Raw genomic sequence first — 23,634 nt, forward strand, 5'->3', positions numbered from 1 at the left:
CCTGTGGCTTTCAGCACCGCCCATCTGCCCACCGGGATTCCGTTCGTCCGGGACGAGAACCGCCCGGCGCGGGTGCGGCTGTCGCTGCCGAACCGGCCACGGCATCCCGGCGGCGCGGCCTGCTGCCCAGGAGCCGCCCCGCCCGGCGGACCCTGATCGCCGCGGGAACGGCGCCGGCCGTGCTCGTGGGCGGAGCGTACGCCGCGACCTCGATCATGGACATCCCCTCGCCCCACGACCTGGTCGGCTCCAGACCACGCCGCCCTCCGGGTGGGGCGAGCTGTTCCCCGCACGCACCATCGCCACGGCCGGGCACTCCACCGCGCTGCCGACTTCCCTGGAGGCGGCACCGGAGCATGTGCCGTGGACGGGCAAGCAGATCTCGTTCAAGGAGTTCTTGCCCAAGGCCCGCACGAACGCCTTCCTGGTGCTGCGGGACGTTCCTGGTGCTGCGGGACGTTCCTGGTGCTGCGGGACGGCAAGGTGACCTACGAGTGGTACGGCGACGGCTTCACGGCCGACACCCGCATGCCGTCCTGGTCCGTGGCCAGGTCGGTCGTGTCGCTGCTGGTCGGCCAGGCGATAGAGCGCGGCAAGCTCCACGAGAGCGACCGCCTGGTCGACCTGCTGCCGGAATTGCGCTCCAAGGACACCTACGACAGCATCACGGTCCGGGACCTGCCGGACATGTCCTCCGGCATCGACGTGGACGAGAACCACAGCCCCTGGCGGCCCTTCACCGGTACCGCCCGCATGATGCTCACCGGCGACCTGCGGACATTCGTCAAGTACCACCGTCCCTGACCTACACCCCCGGCAGCCGGGCCAGATATCGCGGCGTCGACACCCTGATGCTCGGCCTGATCCTGATGCGCGTCGAGAAGAAGACGCCGGCCGACCTGGTCGGTCAAAACATCTGGAAGCCCATGGGCGCAACGCACACGGCGACCTGGAACCTCGACCGCCCCCAAGAAATGGGTCACCGCCTGGCCACGCCGGCAGCCCACCGGATCGACACCTGGGGCCACTCCGCCCAGTGGTGGCACCCCTCCGGTGGCAACGGCAAGGACTTCTCGGCCATCGGCATTTACGGCCAGGACGTCTACGTGGCCCCCGACGCCCGAACCGTCATCGTCAAAATGAGCAACTACGGAACCCAACAGGACGAACAGGAGACCTTCGACGCCCTGCGCTCCATCACCCAGCACCACGATGAAGAAGCCGATTTCCTATGGCTTGTTCGCGCGTTAAGTGGTGCATGCGAGGTGAACTGGACTGGTCTCGCATCGTTCCGCCCTCCCGTGTTCCGGACCCATGCCGTTTGTGCACGCAGCGCGGCACCTGGCAGCCCGTCCCGCCCGGCGACGGCACAAGGCGCCAGAGGGGAGCTGTCCCCCGACCACGGGAGCCCTGGACAACAAACGTCAAACGCCCGAGACAAGCCGGTGTCCCCTCATCGCGGTGCGGCCCGCTTTGACAGCGCGCAGGGTGAACCACAGGGCGACGGTCAAGCCGACGACTGGGGCAGGGGCTTACCCTGGACACCTTTCAAATCGTCAGATGTCATCGCCCGGTCGTTTGTTCACCTTCAGGTCCTTCGGGATCGCCGGCAACAGTCGCTGCTTCGATGCCACCTCGCGGATCGCAAGCGGATTGGTGAAGGTCTGCTGAGGGGCCTGCTGGAACATGACGGCCGGGCCGCCCTTGCGCAGGTTGCCGCCCTTCGGGGCCAGGCCCTTGAGTGCCGGGAGCTGGTAGGACTCGGATGCCCGGGTGGGTCAGCGGTTGGCGAGCAGTGCGCTTTGCTGAGCCGGTGATGCGGCTCCCGTCGGGCGCGGCCCAAGTACTCCTCGCCGCCGGCGGGGTGGTGACATGCTGTGCCGTTTGGTGGCACGCTCGAATGCCCACTTGCAGCGCGTGATCGACCGGATGGGTGGGATTCGATGGCATCGTGCGGGCCTCGACGGCGATCACGTTGGAGAATCCGGTGTCGCTCCGGCTCACTCCACTGGTGCGCCAGGCGTCGCGGCAGGCGCCGTATGGACCGCTGACCGCTGGAGGACCGGCCTTGAGGGAGGGACCGAGAAGTGACCTTCTGGGAGTACCTGGGCACCCGCTGCCAGCAGCTACTGGTGGGCGCCTATCAGCACGCCGGCGTCGTCTTCCCGTGCATGGTCGTCGCCACGGTGCTCGGGGTCTTGATCGGCGTCCTCACCTACCGCACCGAGTGGGCGGGAAACCTCGCGATCACCCTGACCGCAAGCATCCTCACCGTCCCCTCCCTGGCTCTCCTCGGCCTGCTCGTCCCGGTCGTCGGCCTCGGCGTCGCGCCGGCCGTCATCGCGCTGACGCTGTACGGACTGCTGCCGGTGGTCCGTAACGCGGTCGTCGGGTTGCGCGGAGTCGACCCGGCCCTCGTCGAGGCCGCCAAGGGCATAGGGATGTCACGTTCGCCCAGTTGCTCAGGGGCGAACCTCCCCTCGCCCGGCCGCCAATCCTCACCGGTGTCAGGGTGCCGACCCGGATGCTGATGGGCATCGCGGCGATCGCGGCCTTTGTCTCAGGGCCCGGGCCTGGCAACCAGATCTTCCGCGGGATCTCCAGCCTGGGCAGTGCGAACACGCTCAACGAAGTACTGTCGGGGACGCTCGGAATCGTCGTCCCAGCCCTGCCGTTCGACGCCGGGTACGTGCTGATCGGACGGCTCACCATCTCACGGGGGATCCGTGGCTGACTCTGCCGAAATCGTCGAACCGACCTCCCCGACATCCGGCGCCGCGGGCCCCGGCGGATCCGCCCGATCCGCCGGGCACGGCCGGCCAGCCGCCGCCAGCGCGAGTATCCGGCTGGACAACCTCACCAAGCGCTATCCGGACAGCCACGCCCCGGCCGTGGAGGACGTGACCCAGGACGAAGCGGCCGGCGAAACCGAGATCCTTGTGGGGCCCTCGGGCTGCGGCAAGAGCATCACCCTCAAGATGATCAACCGGCTGATCGAGCCGGCCTCGGGGCAGATCACCATCGGCGGCGAGGACGTCACCGGCATCAACCCCGTGGCGCTCCGCCGCACCATCGGCTACGCCATCCAGGCCACGGGTCTCTTCCCGCACATGACCGTCACCGAGAGCATCGGGCTCGCACCGAAGATGGCCGGCCGGCCCCGCGCGAAGGTGCGGGACCGGGTCGAGGAGATGAGCAACACCGTGGCCGCCGACCGCCCTCGTGGAGGCGGCGTGCGGCATCGGGATGTCGCCGCTGCTGATGCTGTTCCGGGGCGAACTGCCCCTGGCCGTCCCGCTGATCCTGGCGGGCGTACGGACCGCGATCGTGCTGAACGTCGGCACCGCGACGCCGACCACCTTCGGCGTAGGAGGAGGACTCGGGGACCTGGTCTCCTCCGGCATCACCAACCAGCGCATGGCGGTGCTGGTGCTCGGCTCCGTACTGACGGTCGCCATGGCGCTGATCATGGACTGGCTGGGGAGGCTCGTCGAGTTGCTGCTACGCCCACGCGGCCTGGAGGTGGACTGATGCGCCTGGCCCAGGTACGGACGGCCGTCGCGGGCGCCCTGCTGCTCGCCGCAGGGCTGAGCGGCTGCGGACTGACCAGCGGCAGCCCGCTGGCCGACTCGGTGCAGCCCGGCTCCATCGGGAAGGGGCGACCGCTGGAGGGCGCCCAACTGACCGTGACCTCAAAGGAGTTCACCGAGCAGATCATCCTGGGCCAGATCATGGGGCTGGTCTTCAAAGCGGCCGGCGCGGAAGTCCTGGACCGGACGAACATCCAGGGCTCGATCGGTGCCCGCGAGGCGGTCAAGTCCGGTGCGGCGGACGGGATGTACGAGTACACCGGCACGGCCTGGATCACCTACCTCGGTCACACCAAGCGGGTCGTCGACCCGCACGGGCAGTGGGAGGCCGTACGCGAGGAGGACCGCCGCAACGGCATCACCTGGCTGGCCGCCGCCCCGCTCAACAACACCTACGCGCTGGTCGCGAACCAGGCGAATGCGCAGAAGTACCGGCTGCGCACACTCTCCGACGTGGCACGTCTGACGAAGAAAGACCCGGGCGCGGCGACGATCTGCGGCGGAAGCGAGTTCTCGGTGCGCGAGGACGGCCTGCCGGGCGTGGCGAAGACGTACGGATTCGCCCTCCGGCGCGGGAACTTCAAAAAGATGGACGACGGCGTCGTCTACACCCAGGTCGCCGAGGGCGCGGCCTGCGCCCTCGGCGTGGCGGCCACCACCGACGGCCGCATTCCCGAACTCAAGCTGAAGGTGCTGGAGGATGACCGGCACTTCTTCCCCAACTACAACGCGGCACCCGAGATGAACAGCGCCACCATGAGGAAGTACCCCGCCATCGCCGACCTCCTCGCCCCGATCACCAAGCGGCTGACGGGGGCGGAGGCCCAGCGGCTGAACGCGCGGGTGGACGTGGACGGGGAGGACCCGCACGAGGTGGCGAAGGACTGGCTGATGCGGGAGGGCTTCATCCGGGAAGGCTGACAGACGGATTCTCACGAGCGTCCGACGAGCAGGAGGAGAGCGCCCTGCCGCTCGCGTAGACGCTGCCGTCCGGAGGTTCGCTCGACCGCCCGCTACATCAGGTCAGCCGCCCTCTTCATCGCCGTCCTCGGGCCGGCGCACGTACCGGTCCCATGCCGCGCCGGCCGCATACATGGCTCCCACAGCGAGCGGGCTTAGCTCAATGCCCTTGCTCAGGACAGCGTCGGCGGTGTCGTTAGTGAAAGACAGGTGCATCAGCGCCATGAGGACAAGGGCGGGGGCAGCTGAACCTCTGCTGATCTCCGATCGGTACGCAGAATCCGTTCACTCAAGGGCGACGGGGGCGGCTTTGCGAGCTGAGTTATGCGAAGATCCGGGCTCATGACGGGCCCTCATGAGCCTTCCCCGCCCGCCGTGTCGGATGCCGATCTCGTCGAACCTCTGCTGGCGAGTACGCGGCGCTGGCCAGCGGCTACCTCACGTACAACAATTCCGCGAAATTCACCACGTGCGGGGAGGGGTGCGCCAGTCGGGTGGGCATTCGTCTCGGCGCTCAGGGGGCACGGGAAGCCTGCGCCCCTGAGCTCGGCGGAAGCGCAGTCAGAGGCGTCGCAGCCATGCGGCTGCGCCGTGGCCGACCCCGAGGTAAATCAGGGCGGGAAGAGCGTAGTTGAAGAATGCGCGCAGCCCTTCCGTCTCCATGATGAAGATGTCCTGCGACCAGCCCGCGAGCCAGTCGGCCACACCGTGCACGAAGCCGACGAAGACATTCGCCTGATTCGCTTCGAGCAGATACAGCAGGATCCACAGACCGAGGAATGCCGCGGCGACATCCGCGAAGCTGTGAATGATCAAGGCGAGTCGGTCCGCTCCGTTGCCTCGACGGTTTCCTCTCCCACTCCCTCTGGCACCGGAGTTTGTGTTCGGAACGGCGTTGTACGGGCCGGCTGGGCCGGGGGCGTAGGGCGAGGGTGAATTGCTGCGATGCGGGACATCCGCCTGGATAAACGGCAGCGGAGTCGTATCACCAGAATCCGGCGAGTTTGATCCACCGCGGCAGGGAGAGTTTCGACTGAAGCCGTAGGGGCGATTTTGCGGTATGCCTTCATTGGGGCAGCTCACGGGTCTCGCGCATTTCCCGTTGGGCGATTCCGAAACTCCCTTCACCGCTATTTCACATCGATGCCCTCGGACCGATAGCTCACAATCGGCGGGTCAATGGCGCGGGCCGCCGGCTGGGGGCCACCCGCGCCGCGCGCGGCAACTTGGGGCGGGGGGGGACCGCAGACTTCAAAGCACCGCGCGGCCGATAGTGATCGACACTCTCCACTGCGGCGCGCCGTGCGAAAGTGTCATACCCGGCTGCGGCTGCCTCACTGCAGACGCCTCGATACCCCGAGGGCACCACGGACGGATTCAGGTCATCCGTGCTGCTTGGCCGTGACGGTGAACTTGCCGCGGATGCCGTCGCCCACCATGCCCGGCTTGCATGCCGTGGCGTACGTCCCGGGCTCGGACACCTTCACGCTCATCGTGCGGGAGGTGCCGGGGCCGATGCCCTCGACCTCGCTGACGACCTTTCGGTCTGGTCCGTAGAGGTAGAACTCGGTGATCTTGCTGCCTTGGTTGGAGATCTTGAAGGCGATGGGCCCGGCCTTGGCGGAAGTCCTGGAGAGTTTGCAGGCGTCATCGGTGGCCTCGACGGCGATGGCTCCCGACTTCGAGTCGCTGCTGTCACTCTTCTCGGCACAGCCGGTCAGGGCGGCGAGTGCTCCGGCGGCGAGCAGGGTCGCGGCCATGGGCTGGGGCATGCGAAGCGTCATGAGGGTTCTCCCTGGGAGGGCGGAGGCGGGGATGGGGGAGGCGGACGCAGTGTAAGCAACAGAGCGGCCTAGTTGTCTAAATCTCGCCCAACCATCGGCACTTCTTGAGCGCCACCAATGGCTCGACTCCGCACAACTCCCACGAAAGCGGCGGTCCGTTCCCACGAATATCACCCACTTCACTCGCTAATGCCCGAATTGCGGGAGGGGTTGACTCGAGCGCGCCATATACTTAGGTTCGCCTAACCTCACCTCTGTCCCGAAGGGATTCAGCCATGCCCAGATTCGTACCTGCCGTGTGCCTCGCGGTGCCGCTCGCTCTCGCCCTGACCGCCTGCGGTGGCGCCGATTCGGACAAGAAGCCCGCCGCCCAGGGCAAGTCGAAGGAGACAGCCCCGGCCGGCGTGGCGCACCAGCACACCGTGCTGGCGGCGGAGATCGCGGCCAGGGGCGGCAAGACGCGGGTGGGCGATTACAACGTCGGCTACATCGTCGAGGCGGCCGAGCCGTGGTTCCACGCGGAGCACGGCACACACGGCAAGCAGGTCCACCGGGCCCCGGCCAAGGACGAGACCCACCACATCGAGATCATCCCGATGGAGGCCAAGACCGGCCGCATCGTGCCCGACGTGCCCATCACGCTCGAAGTGGTCGACAAGGACGGCAAGGTCGTCCAGGCCAAGGAACTGAACTTCTACTACTCGGAGTTCTTCCACTACGCCAACAACTTCTCGATACCCAAGGCCGGTAAGTACACCCTCCGCGCGAAGCTCGACACCCCGACGTTCCTGCGGCACGGCGCCAGCGGCGAGAAGCCCGCGCTCAGCGAGGGGGCCACCGCCACGTTCCGCAACGTGGAACTCAAGCCGGAGAGCTGACGGTGCAATCCACCTCCGCCAGAGGCCAGGCTGCACTCGGACCCCGGCCGGCCGGGGAACCGGGGCGGCCGGCCCTCGCCGTCGAAGACGAGGGCCCCGACGGCGCTCCGACACCGCCATGGGCGCTGGTCGCCCTGGGCGTCGTGGCGTGCGCGGTCCTGACAGCAGCCTGCTGGACGGCCTCCCACGTCCACGCCGACCCGCCGTTGCAGGCCGCAGCCCGCTTCCTCCACCTCGCGGCGCTCATCGTCGGGCTGGGTGCCGTGCTCGCCGTCGACTGGTTCGCACTGCTCTGGCTGCTCGGACGTCGCCGTCTGAGCGATGTCCTCCAGACCGCCTGTGCGCTGCACACACCGATCTGGCTGGGGCTGGGCGGACTCGTCCTCAGCGGGCTGTTCCTCCGCCCGGACCTGTCATCACCGCTGACCTTGGTCAAGCTCGGACTCGTCCTCGCCGTTATGCTCAACGGCCTCTACGCCCACTGGCTCGGTCAGCGCCTGAGGCACGTACAGGAGTACCCCGGACGCGTACCGCGACGCCTGCTGATGCAGACGGGGATCGCCGCCACGATCTCCCAGGGCGGATGGTGGGGCGCCAGCGTCATCGGCTTCCTCAACAGCCACCCCTGAATCGACACCTCACGTGAACCGACACTTCACGACCTCCACGATCTTCGCTAGGAGACCGGCGTGCTCGCCAACTATCTGATCGGCCTGCGCGAGGGCCTGGAAGCCAGCCTCGTGGTCTGCATCCTCGTCGCCTACCTCGTCAAGACCGACAACCGCAGCAAACTGCCGCCGATCTGGCTCGGCGTGGGCATCGCTGTCGGCCTGAGCCTGGCCGTGGGCGCAGTACTGCAATTCGGCTCCTCCCAACTGACCTTCGAGGCACAGGAGGCGCTCGGCGGCGCCCTGTCCATCGTGGCCGTCGGGCTGGTCACCTGGATGGTCTTCTGGATGCGCCGCACCGCCCGGCACCTCAAGGCCGAGCTGCAGGGCAAGCTGAACGAAGCCCTGACCATCGGCACCGGCGCGCTGGTGGCCACCGCATTCCTTGCGGTCGGCCGTGAGGGCCTGGAGACGGCGCTGTTCATATGGTCTGCCGTCCAGTCGACGGGCGACGGCGCACAGCCGGTGCTCGGAGCCGCCCTCGGACTGTTCTCGGCCGTCGTGCTGGGCTGGCTCTTCTACCGCGGCGCACTGCGCATCAACCTGGCGAAGTTCTTCACCTGGACCGGCGCCCTGCTGGTCGTCGTGGCAGCAGGCGTCCTCGCCTACGGCATCCACGACCTACAGGAGGCCGACCTCCTCCCCGGCCTGGACGACCGGCTCTTCGACATCAGCGCGACCATCCCTCCCGACAGCTGGTACGGCACCCTGCTCAAGGGCATCTTCAACTTCCAGCCCAACCCGAGCGTGCTCCAGGCCACCGCCTGGGCGCTCTATCTGGCACCCGTCCTGTTCTGGTTCCTGCGTCCTCAGCCCGCCAAAGAGGCACCGGCCACGGCGTAAGCCCTCCCCGGATGCGGATGGCCGGTCGCGAACGTTCGGTTGCGGCCTGCCGGGGAGCGGGAACAAGCAGCTCGAGCCGACCTCGTCGAGCACCTGGCCGGGGACACGAGTGCGTCCCCCGCGAAGAAATGAGGCGGCACCTGGCGAGCCTCGCCGTCAAGATCCTGGGCACTCGCCCGCGGGGGCTGACCTTCAGGGGCTGATGAATGGCCGGCTGGTCGCCCGGAGCCGCTGCGGTTTCCCCCGTCCCGGTCACCGCCGCCTCGGACCCCGTCGAGCGCATCGGATGTCTTGCCCGCTACGGACCTCGGCGCGTTCGCATCGCCGGCACGGCACTAGAGAGAAACGGTGACCTCTCTGTCAGAAGACCCGTCGCCATTGTTCAGCGGTGGCGGCATGCGCGGGCGCCACAATGACGACCGCGACTTCCCTCGGCGTCCGGAACGGCGGACACAGTGTCAGGGCGTGCATCGGCGCGGAGTTGAGAGATCCGCCTGCGGCTGAGCACGGTCAGCCGTGCAATGTCGGCGCTGGAGCAGGTGTCGGCAAGGTCGCGGTCACGCGTCCCGAGGAAAGCCACTCCCCCGCCGCCGCAGCCTTACGAGGCGACCGTCCGGGGCAACGTTCCGGCTGACCCCCCGCGGTGCCGGGCCGGGCTGCCGGCCGGCGGACAGGCACGGGAGCCGGGTGCGGAAACGCGGTACCGCACCCGGCCCTGCTCGCCTAGCGGCCCAGCACACCGCCGTGCTCGACCGCGCCATTGAGCCCCAGACTGCCAGGGGTCACCGAGGTGATCGGGGGCGGGGTGCCCTCCTCACGGGACGGGTGGAACCAGACGCCGCCCGACTTGCTGTTCTCGCCGGGGGCGCCGATCGCGATGTCCGGATAGTTGTCGCCGTTGTAGTCCCCGGCCGAGACGGCCGCGCCGAAGAGGTCGCCCGCCTCAGCGGTGCCGGGCACACCCGCCGAGTCCTGGCTGAAGGCGGGGCCGGTCATCACACCGGTGTGGCTCGCCGCGAGCCACAGGTACGAGCCCGCGTTCGTCTTCGAGCCGACGGCCTCATGGCCGACACCAACGATGAGTTCATCGACGTTGTCCCGGTCGAGGTTGGCCACCGACAGGGACGCGCCGAAGTCGTCCTCGGCCTCGGCGGTGCCGCCGACATACGGCGAGGACTGCGTGGTGCACGCGACATTGCCGCCCAGCGTGGTGCCCTCCTTGCCGTAGACCACCGCGATCGCACCGCCGAGGCGGTCCGCGCAAAAGGTGCCGTCGGCCTCCGGGTTGGGCTGGACCAGGCCGATGGCCAGGTCCGCCGTGTGATCGCCGTCGAAGTCGCCGGTGGCGATCGCGCTGCCGTAGTCGCTGGTACTCCACGTGGTCGACCAGGCGCCCGACGTCCGGCTATAGACACGGGTGCCGGAGCTTTCCATGCCCTTGAAGGTGACCGCCAGGTCGTCCGTGCCGTTGCCGTCGAAGTCACCGGCGGCCAGGGCACGGGCGCCGCCGAAGGCGTACCCGTCGATGAGCTGGGTGCTGGTCGGCGAGCCCGCGGTGAACGGGCCCGGACGCATCCGCGTGCTGCCTCCCTCCTCACCGGAGGCGCTCAGGGCCAGGTCCTGGTCACCGTCGTGGTCGAAGTCGCCGGTCGCGATCTTCCCTCCGAGCCGCGAGAACCCCGAGTCACCCTTGGCGGCGGTGAGGCCACCCTTGATGAAGCCGGACGCGGAACCCCACACCACCGTGACGGTGCCGTGGTGCTCGGTGGTGGAGCTGGTGAGAGACTCGCCTGAGGCGGAGACGGCCAGGTCGCCGTAGCCGTCGCCGTTGAGGTCGGCGACGGCCACCGCCGTACCGAACAGGTCGCCCGCCTCGGAGGTGCCCGGCACCCCGGCGGTGGACTGGCTGACGACGGTGGACTTGGCGGGCCCGTTCGCGCTGCCCCACAGCACGTTCACATACCCCGCCTTGGCCTTGCCGTCCACGGTCGCCTTCGGCATGCCGACCACAACATCGTCGTAGCCATCGCCGTTGAAGTCGGCACGCGTGGTCGGGGCGGCCATGGCGGACCCCGCGAGCGGCAGGGTCAGTCCTGCGGCAGCCAGGCCCGTTACCGTGGCGATCGCTGCCATGGTTCTTATGCGCAACAGTGTCTCCCAGAAGAGCGAGGGAATGATCGATCGTTCTGGTGTGGGACAGACGGGCCGCACAGAAGGTTGTGCCTGAGTGGATCACAAGTAAACAACCTCGTTCGAGGTCGCTCGGGCGTGGCTGTTGCCAGGGCCTCGTGGCGGTGGGCTACTGGCTACGCCCCGTTCGAGAGGCCGCCCACCTGATCTGGGCGGCTTGGCCTTCTGGCCGGCCTCCCGGGTGAGCGGGTCCGCTGTGCTCGGACCGGCAAGCACAGGGTGCGGGCACGCGAGCCCGGCATGCACGCGCAGGCTCGCTCCGCCCCGTCGGAAACCGTGCGAGGTCGTGTCGCCGATCCCGCCCGCTTCTACTCCGGAACGACCGCCATGGCCTCGACCTCGACGAGGTACTCGGGCTGCGCCAGGCCCTGCACCCCGATCCATGAGGACGGGGGCGGGTTCTCCGTTCCGAACACGTCGACCAGGACGCGGCCGATCAGATCCGCCTCGGGACCGGACTCGAAGTTCGGAAGGTAGAGCCGGAGGATCTGAATGTCATCCGGGCTGCCGCCGACCGCTTCGAGGGCGATGAACACATGCTGGAGCGCCTGGCGGAGCTGTGCCTCCCGCCCCACCGCCGTCACCTCGTGGTTGCTGTCCCACGCGACCTGCCCCGCGATGTTGACGATCTTCCCGGGCGGCGAAACCGCAACCTGGGAAAACCCCCACGGACGGCTGGGGAACAGGGCCTCGGGCTGAAACGTCGTACGCGGCACAGCACACTTCCTCAGTAGCCATGGATCAGGCCGGAACACCACACCGGCCTCATGATGCACTCTACCCACCGGCGCAGCTTGATCAGCTGCCGCTCGCGCTCGTCCAGCTGGTGCAGCAGTGGTGCGAGGGTGCTCAGGTTCTCGACAGTCTCCTCGCCGGGTCGTCCTCGCCCATGACATCGGCAAGCAGCTCTTTGAGGCGGCGGGGGACGTGGACGGCCCAGCCGGTGTCGCGGAAGAACCGCAGAGCCGTCGTCTCACGGTTGTTGTACCACGGGCCTCAGTACCTCTCACCGTGGTCATGCCATGCCTCCCTGGACGGGGATGATCAGACGGGGCATCAGGATCGAGCCGTTGTTGCCGGACCAGACGCCGAAGCGCATATACGGCGGGGCAGCGTCCGCTCATCTCGCTCACCCATATCCGCTTCCGAAGTGGGGCTTACGGCTTGTCAGCTGGTTCGAGGCGCTCGGTCGGTCCGGCGAAGGCCAGGAGCGCGGAACGGGAACGGAGCAGCCACAGGCCGTCGACCTTGAGGAAGGCGTCCTCGTAGTGGCCCACTTGCGTAGGAGCCCGTGGTGGCATGAAGCCATCGGTATGTCCATCGACACGGGATGTCGTGAAGTAGGTGGTGGCCGTCGCTGTTGCCACGGAGGTGAGGGTCACCAGGATGTTTCGGTCCACAGGTCAAGGGCTTCAGTAACCATCCCCATGTCGTACCAGTGGCGAAGAGCACCGCGACAGCTTTAGAGGCCGCACGCCTCCCACTCGCCATCGTCCAGGCTGCCCCTCGTGATATCGCATCCCCGCTCAGCGGGAGTGATCCGAACGAAACGGCCTAGCCGATCCGTTCGGCCAGAGCGGCGATGATTCCCGAGGGGCCGCGGAGGTTGCAGAGTCGGTAGATGTTTTCGTACTGCGCCACCTCGCCGAGGATGAAGCCTCTGGTGGAGCGGGTCCTCTTGGGCGAAAACCTGTCTACCAGGGGCTTCCCTCGTCCGGCAGGACAACTGCCCAGCTTCACCGACAGGTTGGAAAGGCCCACTGAAGCACGAGGGTGGACAGGCTGTGTTCACGCGAATACAGTGAGTTCGGGGCCTGTGAGAGCAGGAAATAGGGGGCGGGGTGACATAAATGGCGGCCGCAATGCCGTCTTATCTGGGATTCGACGGGCTTCCTTTCTAGGGGAAGTTACTCATAGAGCCGATGAAGCCGCGCGGTTCATCCCGATCCAATCCTCTATCTCGGCATTCAGCGTCGCAAAGGCTGCCGCCATCGGCGCTGAATTCGACTCGTCCAAGACACACTCATACCGAAGGAGAGGCGATCATGCCTTTATCGGCAGCTGACCTCGGAAAGCTCGGGGACACGCCCATCACGATCCAGTCGACGTTCTTCCCGAACATCTACCTGCGCATGGACGGGACCGGGGTGACCTCCTTCACCGGCTCCGGCGGCGGGACGGTCAACTGCCAGTACGGCACCGGCACCTGGACGGGATACAAGGTCCGGCCGCAGGCAGATGGGTCGTACGCCTTCGAGTCGGTGGCCTTCCCGAACGTATTCCTGCGCATGGACGGCACCGAGGTTCCCGCCACGATGGCCGGCGGGGGGAAGGTCAACTGCCAGTACGGCGCCCACCCCTACGAGAAGTACCACCTTCGCGCCCAGGCGGATGGTTCGTTCTCCTTCGAGTCGGCGGCCTTCCCGGGTACTTACCTGCGCATGGTGACCGGCAGCGGGGTGACCACCGCCACCGGCCCCGGCGGAACGGTGAACTGTCAGGTCAACGCCAACGGTGGCGAGCATGAGAAGTTCTATCTCGACAGGGCCTGATGACCGGGTCGCCCGGGACATTGTCACGCCTGGTTTCGCGCGTGGTTTCTCGCGAAATCGTACGTGACGTGGGGTAGACCACCCCGGAAACGCGAAAGTGCCTTCTCCGCCGGGAAGCGGAGAAGGCACTTTCTGTCAGATCGGCCTTCAGCGGACCAGGCTTGCCCCCCTTGGACGGTTCGGTGAGTGCTGAAACCATCCGGCCGATAGCGCTCCGACTCCGTGCGCAAGAGAACCGTACCGGTGAACGTGGAGGCGGCCCGATGCCGGAGACGGACCTGAAGCGGCGACTCGCGAAACGATTCCGCGAAGTCAACGATGACCACCCGTTGACCGACGCCGACAACGCGCACATCAGCACGCAGTTCGTCACCCTGGAGGGTCTGTGCGCGGCCAGGGCCGTTACGCCGACGAGGTCCGCCGGCTGGTGCTGGGGCGGCGCCTGCCACTGCCGGGGTACCTGCGCTCTGACGGCGCCGGGAGGAAGACCACGATCGCTGACGCCCTCCATCTCACCCATCCCAGCCGCTTCTCAGCCTTCCCTCGACAGAGTTCCTCCGCGCTCGGCGCCGAGGAGGACTCTGGCGGTCTGGAAGTCCGTGCTCACACGGCTGAACGTATCCGGGCCTGGAAGTCCTGGGTTCGTTCAGCCGTGTGATGCCAGGAGGCATCGCGGACCTGGCCGACGAGCTCGGTGATGTCCGCGGCGGCGTCCGCGCGGCGCGCGCGTTGAGCAATCATGGCGTGCTCTCTCCGTACTGGTTGTGCTTCGAACTTCTCAGGCGCCCGGGCCGAGCGGGATGCCCAGGAGGTACCAGGCGAGGAAGAATCCGACCCACACGATCCAGATGACGGCAGCCAGCGGGATCGTGAACGACGCCAGCGTGCCGATGCCCGCCGACTTCCGGTAGCGCTGGATGAACCCGAGCGCCATCGCGAAGTACGGGCTCATCGGGGTGATGCAGTTGCTGACGGAGTCGGCGACCCGGTAGACGGCCTGGGTGGTCTCCGGGCTGAGGCCGACGAGAATCAGCATCGGGATGAACACCGGCGCGGCCAGCGACCACAGGGCGGAGCCACTGGTGATGACCAGGTTCATGAAGCTGACCAGGACGGCGAGGCCGAGCAGTACCACCCAGCCCTGCACGTCGAGGCTCTGTAGTGTCTGCGCGACCTTGATGGCGAGGATCTCGCCGATGTGGGTCCACTTGAAGTAGGCGAGGAACTGGGAGATCGCGAAGAACAGCACCAGGATCGGCGCCATCGACTTGGCGCCTTCCACCATCGAGCCGACCACATCCCGCGCGCCGGCGAGGGTGCCGGTCATCCGGCCGTACACGGTGCCGACCAGCGCGAAGAATATGCCCAGGAGGAAGGCCATGCCCCGGAAAAGCGGTGAGTCGACCACGCTGCCGCCCTCGCCGCGCAGGGGGGACCCCGAGGGGAGCATGATCAGTACGAGGACCGCGACGTAGGCGAGCGCGACCAGCCCGGTCACCCGCAGGGCGCGGCTTTGGGCGGCGGTGATCTCGACCTGGCCCAGTTCCTCGGCGCCGAGGCCGGAGGTGGGCTCGTCGGTCTCGAGGTCGGGCCGGCGGGCCATGATCTTCTCGGTGACGACCGTGATGACGAGTGCGATGAGCACCGACGACGCCAGCCCGAAGTAGTAGTTGGCCACCGGAGTGACGACGTAGCTCGGGTCGATCGTCTGTGCCGCGGCGGTAGAGATCGACGAGAGCAGGACGTCGGTGGTGGTCAGCGAGGGTGATGCGTCGTAGCCCGCGGAGATCGAGACGAACGCGACGATGCAGCCGAGGACGGGGCTGCGGCCGGCGGCGCGGAAGATCAGCGCGCCGAGGGGGATCAGGGTCACGTAGGCGGCGTCACCGGCGACGTGGCCGACCATCGCGGTCATCGACAGTGCGAAGGTCAGGTACCTGCCGGGCACCCGCGCGACCATCCGCCGCAGCAGGGTGCTGATGAGCTCGCTGCGCTCGGCCACCGCGATGCCCAGCATCACGGTGATGATCGTGGCCAGCGGCGGGAAGCTCGCGAAGTTCTCGACCGCGCCCTCGACCATCAGCGCGAGGCCGTCCTTGCTCAGCAGGCTGAGGACGGTGATGGTCTTGTCCGTGTCCGGCTGGACCGCGCTGACGTCGGCCGCCGCCAGCACCGCACTGAGCCCGACGACGACGAGCGCCAGGATCCAGAACAGCCAGAAGGGGTGGGGCAGTTTGTTGCCCACCTTCTCGATCACGGCGAAGCCGCGGAAGGAGGCGCGCAGAACCTTCGACCGCGAGGTCATCGCTCCGGTAGTGCTCATTCGGGAAAACTCCCTGGGCTGAGGGGACTTGCAGGAGTCCGGGATCGGACCAGGTCAGCTCCTTGTGGATCTGACACTGCTTACTGGGCTTCTCGACTCAGGACGCGGCGAATGCAGCCAGAACTCCTGCGGCCAGCGCGGCGCGTTCGATCATGCCGCTGAGCGTGGCGTGCTCGGAGCGTGCGTGGGCACCCGCGCCGACTGCCCCGAGGCCGTCCAGGACGGGGGTGCCTGCCGCGAGGACGAAGTTTCCGTCGCTGGCGCCGCCTACCGCTGTCTCCCGCAAGGCGATGCCGAGCGGGTGCGCGCACTGGCGGGCCAGCTCGAACAACTGGGCCACCTCGGAGGTGCGCTCGAACACCGGCCGGTTCCACGTGCCGTCGACGACGATCTTCGTGCGCGGGTTCACCGGCTGCAGTGCGGCCAGGGCCGACGTGATCCGCTCTTGTTCCGTCGAGGAGGCGACCCGTACGTCGAGGTCGGCGACCACGCGGCCGGCGGTGACATTGCTGCGGGTACCGCCGTGTATGACCCCGACGTTGATAGAGGTTCCTGCATCGAGGTCCTGCAGTGCCTCGAGCCGCAGGACCTGGTGTGCCATCTCGTTGATCGCGCTCGCCCCCGCAGTGGGGTCGAGTCCGGCGTGCGCCTCCTCTCCGACGACGGTGAGGGTGAAGAGGCCGACGCCCTTGCGGGTGGTCTTGACGGCGCCCTCGGCGCTTGCTTCGAAGACGAGCGCCGCGCGAGACGCGCGCGCTTCGGCGACGATCACGTCGCTGGAGGCGAGGCTGCCGGTTTCCTCGTCCCCGTTCAGCAGCAGCGTGTAGGCCGGGCGGGGCAGGCCCAGGGCTTCCAGTGCCCGTAGTGCCCACACAGCCTGCACCAGGCCCGCTTTCATGTCGAAGACGCCCGGCCCGGAAAGTCGGTCTCCCTTGCGGCGGAACGGCCACTCCTCGATGATCCCGGTGGGCCACACGGTGTCGTAGTGGCACAGCAGCAGGACGGGGTGGCCGCCGGAGCCGGGGGAGCGCCGGATCAGGATGTCCCCGGCGTTGTCGCGGGGTATCAGTTCCTCTGTCCCGGCGCTGCCGAGGGAGTCGTCCAGCCAGCCGCGCAGCCAGGTCAGGCACGAGTCCAGCGCTTCGGGGTCGTCACTGGAACTCTCGTGTGCCGTGTAGGCGGCGAGATCGGCGACCATCGCCTCCCGGTGATCGCCGAGCCAAGCGTGGACGGACTCGGCCTGCTCGGCGGTGAGGGCCGCGACGGTGGGAACCGGGCCGTCCGCCTTCCGGGCGAGCCGGTCGAGGGCGTCAAGCCGGGGCTCGGACATCGTGGCCGGGTCGCGCTCCGGTTCGCGCAGACCCGCCGGCCTAACGTGCTCAATGTGTCGGCGCCGGGTCGGCTCGTTCCACTCCCCAGGCTGCAACTCGGATGCACTCATTTGGATCTCGACCTTTCCAGAGGCGAGCGTTGTGCTCACTGGTCTCCAGGGCCGACGCTCTTGCGCGGCTCATCGTGGTGCTACATGGTGGCCATCTCGCGTTCACCAGCCACGAAATCGTTGAGAATCGCCGACAAGGTTCGAACTATGAAGGATTTCGCCACACCGTGTACGGGTCTGGATGAGACGGATCTCGCGATCGCCAACGCCCTGCAGATCGCGCCACGTGCCTCTTGGGCCACGCTGGGTGACGTGCTCGGGCTCAGCGCTGTCACTGTGGCCCGCCGCTGGAGCCACATCTCCGACAGTGGGTTCGCCTGGGTCACCGCGACCGGCAGCCCAGAGCTGTGGCGTTCACTGTGCAATGCCTTCATCGACGTCGACTGCCACCCGGCTGAGCGCAGCCGAGTGGCTCTCGCGCTGGCCCGCGATCCCCGGACCAAGTCCGTGATGGAGCTCGCGAGCGGCCGGGATCTTCACGTCAACGTCGTCACCCGGGATCTGCCGGGGCTGTCACGCTTCATTCTCGACCGGGTCAGTCGCCTCCCCGGCGTGGTGAACGTGAACTGCCAGGTCACCACGCGGATCCACGTGGCCGGCAGCGACTGGCGTCTGGATGCCCTCTCGAGCGGCCAGCGGGCGCGGCTCCAATCGGTTGCGGAAGAACGCTCAGGAGCGCAGCTTGGCCGGCTCTCCGATTCGGACCGAGCGCTCCTGCTGGCGCTGGCGCCCGACGGCAGGCTGCCGGTGACGGAACTTGCCGCACTGACCGGTGCCAGTCATTCCGCGACCCGCCGCCGGCTGTCCGGTCTGGTGCGTTCCGGCCTGGTCTCCTTCCGGTGCGAGATCGCTCAGCACATCACGGGATGGCCCGTGACGGCGCTCCTGTGGGGCCGGGCACCTCTCGTTGATCGCGAGCTTGCGTTCGTCAAACTGGCGAAAATGCCCAGCGTCCGTCTGCTGACGGCCACCAGCGGCGATACCAACGTCTTCCTGTCGACGTGGTTGCATTCCATCGACCAGACCCTGGACCTGGAGAAACGCATCGCCGCCGAGGTCCCCGACTTCAAGATCGTCAATCATGCCATCGTCCTGCGCACCGTGAAGCGGCAAGGCTGGATCCTGGATGAGCTGGGAAGAAAACGCGAAAGCGCACCCATCGATCCCTGGTATGACCATGAACCCGACTTGCCCACCACCGGAGTCAGCGGGGAGACGAGCTGACGAAGGGGACGTCGCTCCCCAGCAGTGGATGAGCAAATCCGGGGCGCTGGTCGGTACGTCAGAGCCGGCGGGCTCTTCCGGTGCAGCGGTTGGGCGGTGGGCCGGGGCACGGCACCGCCCTCCGTGGCTGCCGGCATGGCGTCGTCGATTCCCGGGCCACGGTGCGGCTGGTGTGGTGCGCACCGTGGCCCGGTCTTGCGTCGCTCGGCTCAGCTCGACCGAATCGACTGGAGCATGTTCAGGCGGGCCGCCCGGCGGGCCGGCCAGATCGCTGCCAGGACACCGATCACCAGCGCCAGCGCCAGGAAAATCCCCAGCTGGCCCCATGGCAGGACTATCTCGTACGTGTCCATCGTCGAACTCGCTATGCCGCTGCCGGCACAGGCGAGAAGGATGCCGGTGCTGATGCCGAGCGCCGCGCCGAACATCGAGATAACCACCGACTCCAGCCGGACCAGCTGCTTGATGCCTGAGCGGTCGAGGCCGATGGCTCGCAGCATTCCGATCTCGCGGGTGCGCTCGAAGACCGACATGGCCAGGGTGTTGACGACGCCGAGGACCGAGATGAGGAGGGCCATGCCGAGCAGCCCGTACATCATCTTGAGGACCATGTTGATCATCCGGCCGCCGTCGTTGATGGCCTGCTCGTGGCTTTGGACCTCCATCAGCGGGCTGTCACCGAGCGCGGCACGGATCTTCCGCTCAAGGCCCGCGGCCTGACCGGGTTCGGCCTTGACCAGCACCTCTTCGAGCTTCTTGTTGTCGGAGTACGGGAGGATGTCGGCGAGCGTGCCCAGTGCATCCTTCGTGGTGGGGGTCTTGGCGTAGACGGCGACGACCTTCAGCTTCACCTTCCTCTCCTTCTCGGCCCGGCCGGTGTTTGTGTCGGCGTTGAGGGTGCTGCCAACTTTGAGCCCGCCCTTGTCGGCGAACTCGTCGGAGACCGCGATCTTCCCGGGGCCGATGTCGCGCAGCGAGCCGGTGCGGAAGTCGAGCCGCGCGGCCTTGCCGAACGCCCTCGGGTCCGTACCGGTGATCAGGGCGAACCCGCCCTTGGTGTCGAACCCCGCCGAAGTGGTGGGGACGGCCGTGGCGACCCCGGGCACCCGCGCGAGCTTGGCGGCCGCGCCAACGTCGAGCCCGGTACCGCTGAAGGAGCCGTTGGAGACCTTGTAGTCGGCGGACAGGCCCTGGGTCGTTTCTGCGACCAGAGCGCGCTGGGCGGAGTGCCCGACCACGGTCAGGCCGGTGACCAGAGCGAGCCCGATCATCAGGGCGGATGCGGTGGCGGCGGTGCGGCGGGGGTTGCGCAGCGCGTTCTCCTTGGCCAGCTTGCCGGTGACGCCGAAGAGGCGGGTGGTGGCCTTGCCTGCCAGGGTGATCAGCGGACGGGAGAGCAGCGGAGCCAGCACGATCACGCCGACGAGGGTCAGTACGCCGCCGAGCATCGCGGTCATCAGGTTGGACGTGTCGGTGGTGGTGAGCGTCGAGACGTACACCATCACCAGCACCCCGGCCCCGGTGAGCAGGGCACCGAGCACATTGCGGACGACCAGGGCGCGGGCCGGCGGGGCCTGGTCGACACTGCTGAGCGCCGTCACGGGGGCGATCTTCGCGGCCTTGCGGGAGGGCAGCCAGGCGGCGAGCACCGTGATGAGCACGCCGACCGTGAGCGAACAGGCAAACGTCGTGGGCGAGATGACCAGTGGTCCGCCGGGCAGTCCGGCGCCGCTCAGGTTGAGCAGCGGGCGCATGGCGGCGGCGATGCCGAGGCCGAGGGCGAAGCCCGCGGTGGAGGCTCCGAGTCCTAGGAGGGCGGCCTCGATGAGGACGGAGCGTACGACCTGGCGGCGCGAGGCGCCCACGGCCCGCATCAGGGCGATTTCGCGGCTGCGCTGGGCGATGAGCATGGTGAAGGTGTTGGCGATGATGAACGCGCCGATGAACAGCGCGATGCCGGCGAAGCCGAGCAGGGCCTTGGTGAGGGCCCCGGTGTGCTCGACGATCTGGTCGGCCTGCTCGGCGGCCAGGTCTTCGCCCCTGGTGGCCTTGGCGCCCTTGTCGGGGAGCAGTGCCCGCACCCGGTCCGTCAGCTCGCGGTGGTCGGTACCGTCCTCGGCCGCGACCGTGATCTGGTGGAACTGGCCGGGGTGGAGGAAGAGCTTCTGTGCGGTCCTGGTGTCGAAGAGCGTGAGCGTGCCCCCGGCGTTGACCTGCGGGTCATCGGTGGAGACGGTGCCGACCAGCTTCTTGGCCAGAGCGGGCCCGTCGATGGCGAAGCGCACGGTGTCGCCGATCCGGTAGCCGGCCTTCTCGGCGGTCTTGGCGTCCAGCGCCAGTTCGCCCTCGGAGGCGGGTCCGCGGCCTTCCTTCAGCGAGATGTGGCTGTCCTTGCCGGGCAGGTAGTTGGTGGCCAGGTTCTGCCAGGCCTTGTCGGTGTTGACCGGCAGGCCGTCCTTACCGGCCACGGTGGCCTCGCCGTTGACGGTGGGGCGCACCGCGGCGACGCCGGGCAGCGCGCGGATCTTGTGTGCCAGCGCGGTGTCGAGCGTGCTGGTCGGCTTGCCGTCCGGGCCGCCGGGCGGCTCCTGGGACTGTTGGGACTGTACGGAGACGGCCACGCCCTTGAGGCTTGGGCCGGCGGCCGTGCGGTAGGCGTTCGCGGTGGTGTCACCGAAGACGAGGGTGCCGGAGACGAAGGCGACGCCCAGCAGGACCGCGAGCGCGGTCATGATCAATCGGGCTTTGTGCGCAAGGACGTTGCGCAGAGCTGTACGCAGCATGTCGGATTCAGTCCTGGAGTGATGCGGGGAGGCAGGGAGGCTTACGGGCGGACGAGCCGTGCGGGAGGGCGCGTCAGCTCGCCGGTCCGTTGGTGTCGAGGAGCCGCATACGGTCGAGCACGGACTCGGCGGTGGGGGCGGCCAGTTCGTCGGTGATCCTTCCGTCGGCGAGGAAGATCACGCGGTCCGCGTAGGAGGCGGCCACCGGGTCGTGGGTGACCATCACGACCGTCTGTCCCAGCCCGCGTACGGATTCCTGCAGAAAGCCCAGGACCTCGGCGCCGGAACGGGAGTCGAGGTTGCCGGTCGGCTCGTCGGCGAAGATGATCTCCGGGCGTCCGGCCAGCGCGCGGGCCACGGCCACGCGCTGCTGCTGGCCGCCGGAGAGCTGCGAGGGACGGTGCCCCAGCCGCCCGGAGAGGCCGACGGTTCCGACGATCAGGTCCAGCCACTCCTGGTCGGGCTTGCGGCCGGCGATGTCCATCGGCAGCGTGATGTTTTCGAGGGCGCTGAGTGTGGGCAGCAGGTTGAACGCCTGGAAGACGAAGCCGATCTTCTCCCGGCGGAGCTTGGTGAGCTGTCGGTCGCCCAGGCTGGACAACTCGGTGTCACCAACGTGGGCAGAGCCCTCGGAGAGCGAGTCGAGCCCCGCCATGCAGTGCATAAGCGTCGACTTACCGGAGCCGGACGGCCCCATGATCGCGGTGAACCGCCCGCGCCCGAACTCCACGCAAACCGAGTCGAGGGCGACGACCCGCGTCTGGCCCTCGCCGTAGACCTTGGTCAGTCCCGTGGCGCGGGCGGCGGCACCGGAGGGTGCCTTCAGGCGGGTGGTCTGGGTGGCGGACTGCGGCATGGCTACTCCTGGAACGGGTGCGGGGATCTCGACCATCGTGGCCGCGGCGCACCCCCCAACTCGTCGCTCTCAGGGCGGGGATGTGCCGCCTGCCGAAGGTCAGACCCGCCGCGGCTGTCTCGCCCTCACGGACCACGCCCTCTCTGCCGAAAGACAGACCTGACGGCTCCCCGTCCGGGGCTCAGCGCATGAGCCCGGCCTGGTGCGCCAGCAGCGCCGCCTGCACCCGGCTTTCGCACCCCGTTTTCCCCAGGATCGACCCGACATGGGTCTTGACCGTCCCCAACCCGATGCCGAGCCGCGTGCCGATCTCCAGGTTCGACAGCCCCGCCCCCAGCATGACCAGTACCTCCCGCTCCCGGTCCGTCAGCCCCGCCACCCTGCTGTCCGGGGCGGCGGCCACGGCGTCGGCCGGGCCGCCGCCCAGCATCCGGCGGATGACGGATCCGGTGACGCGGGGCGAGAGCACCGCGTCCCCCGCGGCCGCGGCCCGTACCGCGGTGATCAGCTCCTGCGGTCCCTCGTCCTTGAGTAGGAAGCCGGTGGCGCCCGCCCGCAGGGCCCGGATGACGTTCTCCTCGTCATCGAAGGTGGTGAGCATGACCACCTGCGGCGCGGGGGCGAGGGCGACCAGCGGTTCGACGGCGGCGAGCCCGTCGAGTACGGGCATACGGACGTCGAGGAGCACCACATCGGGCCCGTGCTCGGCGGCGAGCCGGACGGCCTCGGCGCCGTTGGCCGCCTCACCCACCACCTCGATGCCGTCGGCGTGCTGGAGGATCACCCGGACACTGTGCCGGATCATCTGCTCGTCGTCGGCGAGCAGCACCCGGATCGCGGAATCCGCCCGGGAGCCCGCGGAGTTGGCCTGGTCAGTCATGCATCCTGCTCCCACCGTGCGGTTCGGTCACCATCGGAACGGTAAAACGGTCGGTCGCGATCAAAGTGTCGGACCGGAAGCAGTAGCGGACGATCTCCAGCCGCCCACTCTTGAGCTTCTCGCCCGTGTACGGATACATGCAGTCCGTGGCGGAACCCGGCCGCGGCGGCTCGCGCCCGGCGGCGGCCGCGCGCGACAAGTTGCTGTCCCATCCCACGGTGCCCTCCACCTGCTTCCTGCTCATCCCCAACCGGGGCTCCTCGCCGCTCAGGGGTTCGGGAGCGTGCTGCGCCTGGTCCACCAGCACAAGCCCGAACATCATCAGCACGCCCACCCCCACCAGGCCGAGCAGCCCGGTGACGGCGCCACCGAGGCGCCGCTGGAGGGCGGAGAGCCCGCTGCCGGGCTCGTCGACGGCCACCGGCCCGTTGTCGTCCGGTGCCGCGTCCGCCGTCTCCGCACCGGTACCGGGGTCGACGGGGATGCCGGCCTCCACGGCGAAGCCGCCACCGGGCGTCCGGTGCACTTCCAGGGCGCCGCCGAGCAGCGCCACCCGCTCCCGCAGCCCGGTCAGCCCTTGCCCGGAGCCCAGCCCGGTCGCGGCGGCGGGCGGTGTGGGCGGAATGCCGTTGCGCACCTGGACTGCCACCCGCTCGTCGGTG

Annotated in this window: 19 protein-coding genes and 7 pseudogenes; 12 read left to right on the top strand and 14 right to left on the bottom strand. The window is 68.3% G+C overall.

Annotated features, from left to right (window positions below; all coding sequences use genetic code 11):
• Positions 1-363 precede the first annotated feature (363 nt).
• The 7 genes and pseudogenes from TU31_RS40375 to TU31_RS35035 all read left to right on the top strand — a co-directional run bounded on the left by TU31_RS40375 (position 364) and on the right by TU31_RS35035 (position 4,511).
• Positions 364-804, top strand: a complete 441-nt coding sequence (locus TU31_RS40375; RefSeq protein WP_219819241.1) for a serine hydrolase — start codon at positions 364-366, stop codon at positions 802-804.
• Positions 726-1,817, top strand: coding sequence for a serine hydrolase (locus TU31_RS39445; RefSeq protein WP_275451879.1), 1,092 nt, complete (start codon positions 726-728; stop codon positions 1,815-1,817). The genes TU31_RS40375 and TU31_RS39445 overlap by 79 nt, the downstream gene beginning before the upstream one ends.
• Before the next feature lie 49 nt (positions 1,818-1,866).
• Positions 1,867-2,029 (top strand): annotated as a pseudogene (locus tag TU31_RS37620) (Lrp/AsnC family transcriptional regulator); the annotation flags it as partial.
• Positions 2,030-2,087: 58 nt separating this feature from the next.
• Positions 2,088-2,734 (top strand): annotated as a pseudogene (locus tag TU31_RS35025) (ABC transporter permease).
• Positions 2,735-2,939: 205 nt separating this feature from the next.
• Positions 2,940-3,149: pseudogene (locus TU31_RS40070) on the top strand (ATP-binding cassette domain-containing protein); the annotation flags it as partial.
• A 70-nt stretch (positions 3,150-3,219) separates the two neighbouring features.
• Positions 3,220-3,531, top strand: a pseudogene (locus TU31_RS38325) (ABC transporter permease subunit); the annotation flags it as partial.
• A complete protein-coding gene (locus TU31_RS35035; RefSeq protein ID WP_042162296.1) occupies positions 3,531-4,511 on the top strand; it encodes a glycine betaine ABC transporter substrate-binding protein in 981 nt (326 codons plus the stop codon). The pseudogene TU31_RS38325 and the gene TU31_RS35035, both read left to right, overlap by 1 nt.
• A 102-nt stretch (positions 4,512-4,613) precedes the next feature.
• Here the strand turns inward: TU31_RS35035 and TU31_RS38915 are convergent, their stop codons facing one another.
• From TU31_RS38915 to TU31_RS35045, 3 genes are all read right to left on the bottom strand, one after another.
• Positions 4,614-4,775: a hypothetical protein gene (locus TU31_RS38915; RefSeq protein WP_158894861.1), complete on the bottom strand. Its 162-nt coding sequence runs from the start codon at positions 4,773-4,775 to the stop codon at positions 4,614-4,616.
• A gap of 336 nt (positions 4,776-5,111) precedes the next feature.
• Complete coding sequence (locus TU31_RS35040; protein WP_370682787.1) at positions 5,112-5,516, bottom strand: hypothetical protein; 405 nt, start codon at positions 5,514-5,516, stop codon at positions 5,112-5,114.
• 416 nt (positions 5,517-5,932) lie between these two features.
• Entirely contained in the window at positions 5,933-6,334 is a 402-nt protein-coding gene (locus TU31_RS35045; RefSeq protein ID WP_245698983.1) for a cupredoxin domain-containing protein, read from the bottom strand.
• 275 nt (positions 6,335-6,609) lie between these two features.
• On the opposite strand from TU31_RS35045, the gene TU31_RS35050 reads away from it, so the two are divergent.
• Genes TU31_RS35050 through efeU form a run of 3 tightly spaced genes read left to right on the top strand, consistent with a single transcriptional unit; the run spans position 6,610 to position 8,723 of the window.
• Positions 6,610-7,212 carry an iron transporter gene (locus TU31_RS35050; RefSeq protein ID WP_042162302.1) on the top strand — a complete coding sequence of 201 codons (603 nt, stop codon included), beginning with the start codon at positions 6,610-6,612 and terminating at the stop codon, positions 7,210-7,212.
• Between the two features lie 2 nt (positions 7,213-7,214).
• Positions 7,215-7,841, top strand: coding sequence for a hypothetical protein (locus tag TU31_RS35055; RefSeq protein WP_052719148.1), 627 nt, complete (start codon positions 7,215-7,217; stop codon positions 7,839-7,841).
• 60 nt (positions 7,842-7,901) lie between these two features.
• Positions 7,902-8,723: an iron uptake transporter permease EfeU gene (gene efeU / locus TU31_RS35060; RefSeq protein ID WP_042162304.1), complete on the top strand. Its 822-nt coding sequence runs from the start codon at positions 7,902-7,904 to the stop codon at positions 8,721-8,723.
• A gap of 723 nt (positions 8,724-9,446) precedes the next feature.
• On the opposite strand, the gene TU31_RS35065 is transcribed toward efeU, so the two are convergent.
• The 4 genes and pseudogenes from TU31_RS35065 to TU31_RS40075 form a co-directional block, all read right to left on the bottom strand.
• Complete coding sequence (locus TU31_RS35065) at positions 9,447-10,856, bottom strand: FG-GAP-like repeat-containing protein (protein WP_245698985.1); 1,410 nt, start codon at positions 10,854-10,856, stop codon at positions 9,447-9,449.
• Positions 10,857-11,221: 365 nt separating this feature from the next.
• On the bottom strand, positions 11,222-11,629 hold the full coding sequence (locus TU31_RS35070; protein WP_042162308.1) for a RidA family protein: 408 nt from the start codon (positions 11,627-11,629) through the stop codon (positions 11,222-11,224).
• A 441-nt stretch (positions 11,630-12,070) separates the two neighbouring features.
• A pseudogene (locus tag TU31_RS35075) lies at positions 12,071-12,304 on the bottom strand (nuclear transport factor 2 family protein); the annotation flags it as partial.
• A gap of 163 nt (positions 12,305-12,467) precedes the next feature.
• Positions 12,468-12,566, bottom strand: a pseudogene (locus TU31_RS40075) (VOC family protein); the annotation flags it as partial.
• Positions 12,567-12,958: 392 nt separating this feature from the next.
• Here TU31_RS40075 and TU31_RS35080 point away from each other — a divergent pair.
• The gene (locus TU31_RS35080; RefSeq protein WP_042162311.1) at positions 12,959-13,465 is read left to right on the top strand and encodes a fascin domain-containing protein; all 507 of its coding nucleotides are present in this window, start codon (positions 12,959-12,961) and stop codon (positions 13,463-13,465) included.
• Between the two features lie 603 nt (positions 13,466-14,068).
• Here TU31_RS35080 and TU31_RS38920 read toward each other — a convergent pair.
• The 3 genes and pseudogenes from TU31_RS38920 to TU31_RS35090 all read right to left on the bottom strand — a co-directional run.
• Positions 14,069-14,206, bottom strand: coding sequence for a hypothetical protein (locus tag TU31_RS38920; protein WP_158894864.1), 138 nt, complete (start codon positions 14,204-14,206; stop codon positions 14,069-14,071).
• A gap of 37 nt (positions 14,207-14,243) precedes the next feature.
• The gene (locus TU31_RS35085; RefSeq protein ID WP_042162313.1) at positions 14,244-15,788 is read right to left on the bottom strand and encodes an AbgT family transporter; all 1,545 of its coding nucleotides are present in this window, start codon (positions 15,786-15,788) and stop codon (positions 14,244-14,246) included.
• Positions 15,789-15,885: 97 nt separating this feature from the next.
• Positions 15,886-17,154, bottom strand: a pseudogene (locus TU31_RS35090) (M20 family metallopeptidase); the annotation flags it as partial.
• A 222-nt stretch (positions 17,155-17,376) separates the two neighbouring features.
• On the opposite strand from TU31_RS35090, the gene TU31_RS35095 reads away from it, so the two are divergent.
• Entirely contained in the window at positions 17,377-18,453 is a 1,077-nt protein-coding gene (locus TU31_RS35095; protein WP_042162315.1) for an Lrp/AsnC family transcriptional regulator, read from the top strand.
• A 209-nt stretch (positions 18,454-18,662) separates the two neighbouring features.
• On the opposite strand, the gene TU31_RS35100 is transcribed toward TU31_RS35095, so the two are convergent.
• The 4 genes from TU31_RS35100 to TU31_RS35115 form a co-directional block, all read right to left on the bottom strand.
• Positions 18,663-21,236, bottom strand: a complete 2,574-nt coding sequence (locus TU31_RS35100; protein WP_042162317.1) for an ABC transporter permease — start codon at positions 21,234-21,236, stop codon at positions 18,663-18,665.
• Between the two features lie 73 nt (positions 21,237-21,309).
• Entirely contained in the window at positions 21,310-22,092 is a 783-nt protein-coding gene (locus tag TU31_RS35105; RefSeq protein WP_042162319.1) for an ABC transporter ATP-binding protein, read from the bottom strand.
• A gap of 181 nt (positions 22,093-22,273) precedes the next feature.
• Positions 22,274-22,972 carry a response regulator gene (locus TU31_RS35110; protein ID WP_042162321.1) on the bottom strand — a complete coding sequence of 233 codons (699 nt, stop codon included), beginning with the start codon at positions 22,970-22,972 and terminating at the stop codon, positions 22,274-22,276.
• The coding region (locus TU31_RS35115; protein WP_042162360.1) for an ATP-binding protein at positions 22,965-23,634 on the bottom strand (670 nt) is incomplete at its 5' end. The genes TU31_RS35110 and TU31_RS35115, both read right to left, overlap by 8 nt.

Source organism: Streptomyces lydicamycinicus, from assembly GCF_000829715.2.
Classification (GTDB): Bacteria; Actinomycetota; Actinomycetes; order Streptomycetales; family Streptomycetaceae; genus Streptomyces; species Streptomyces lydicamycinicus.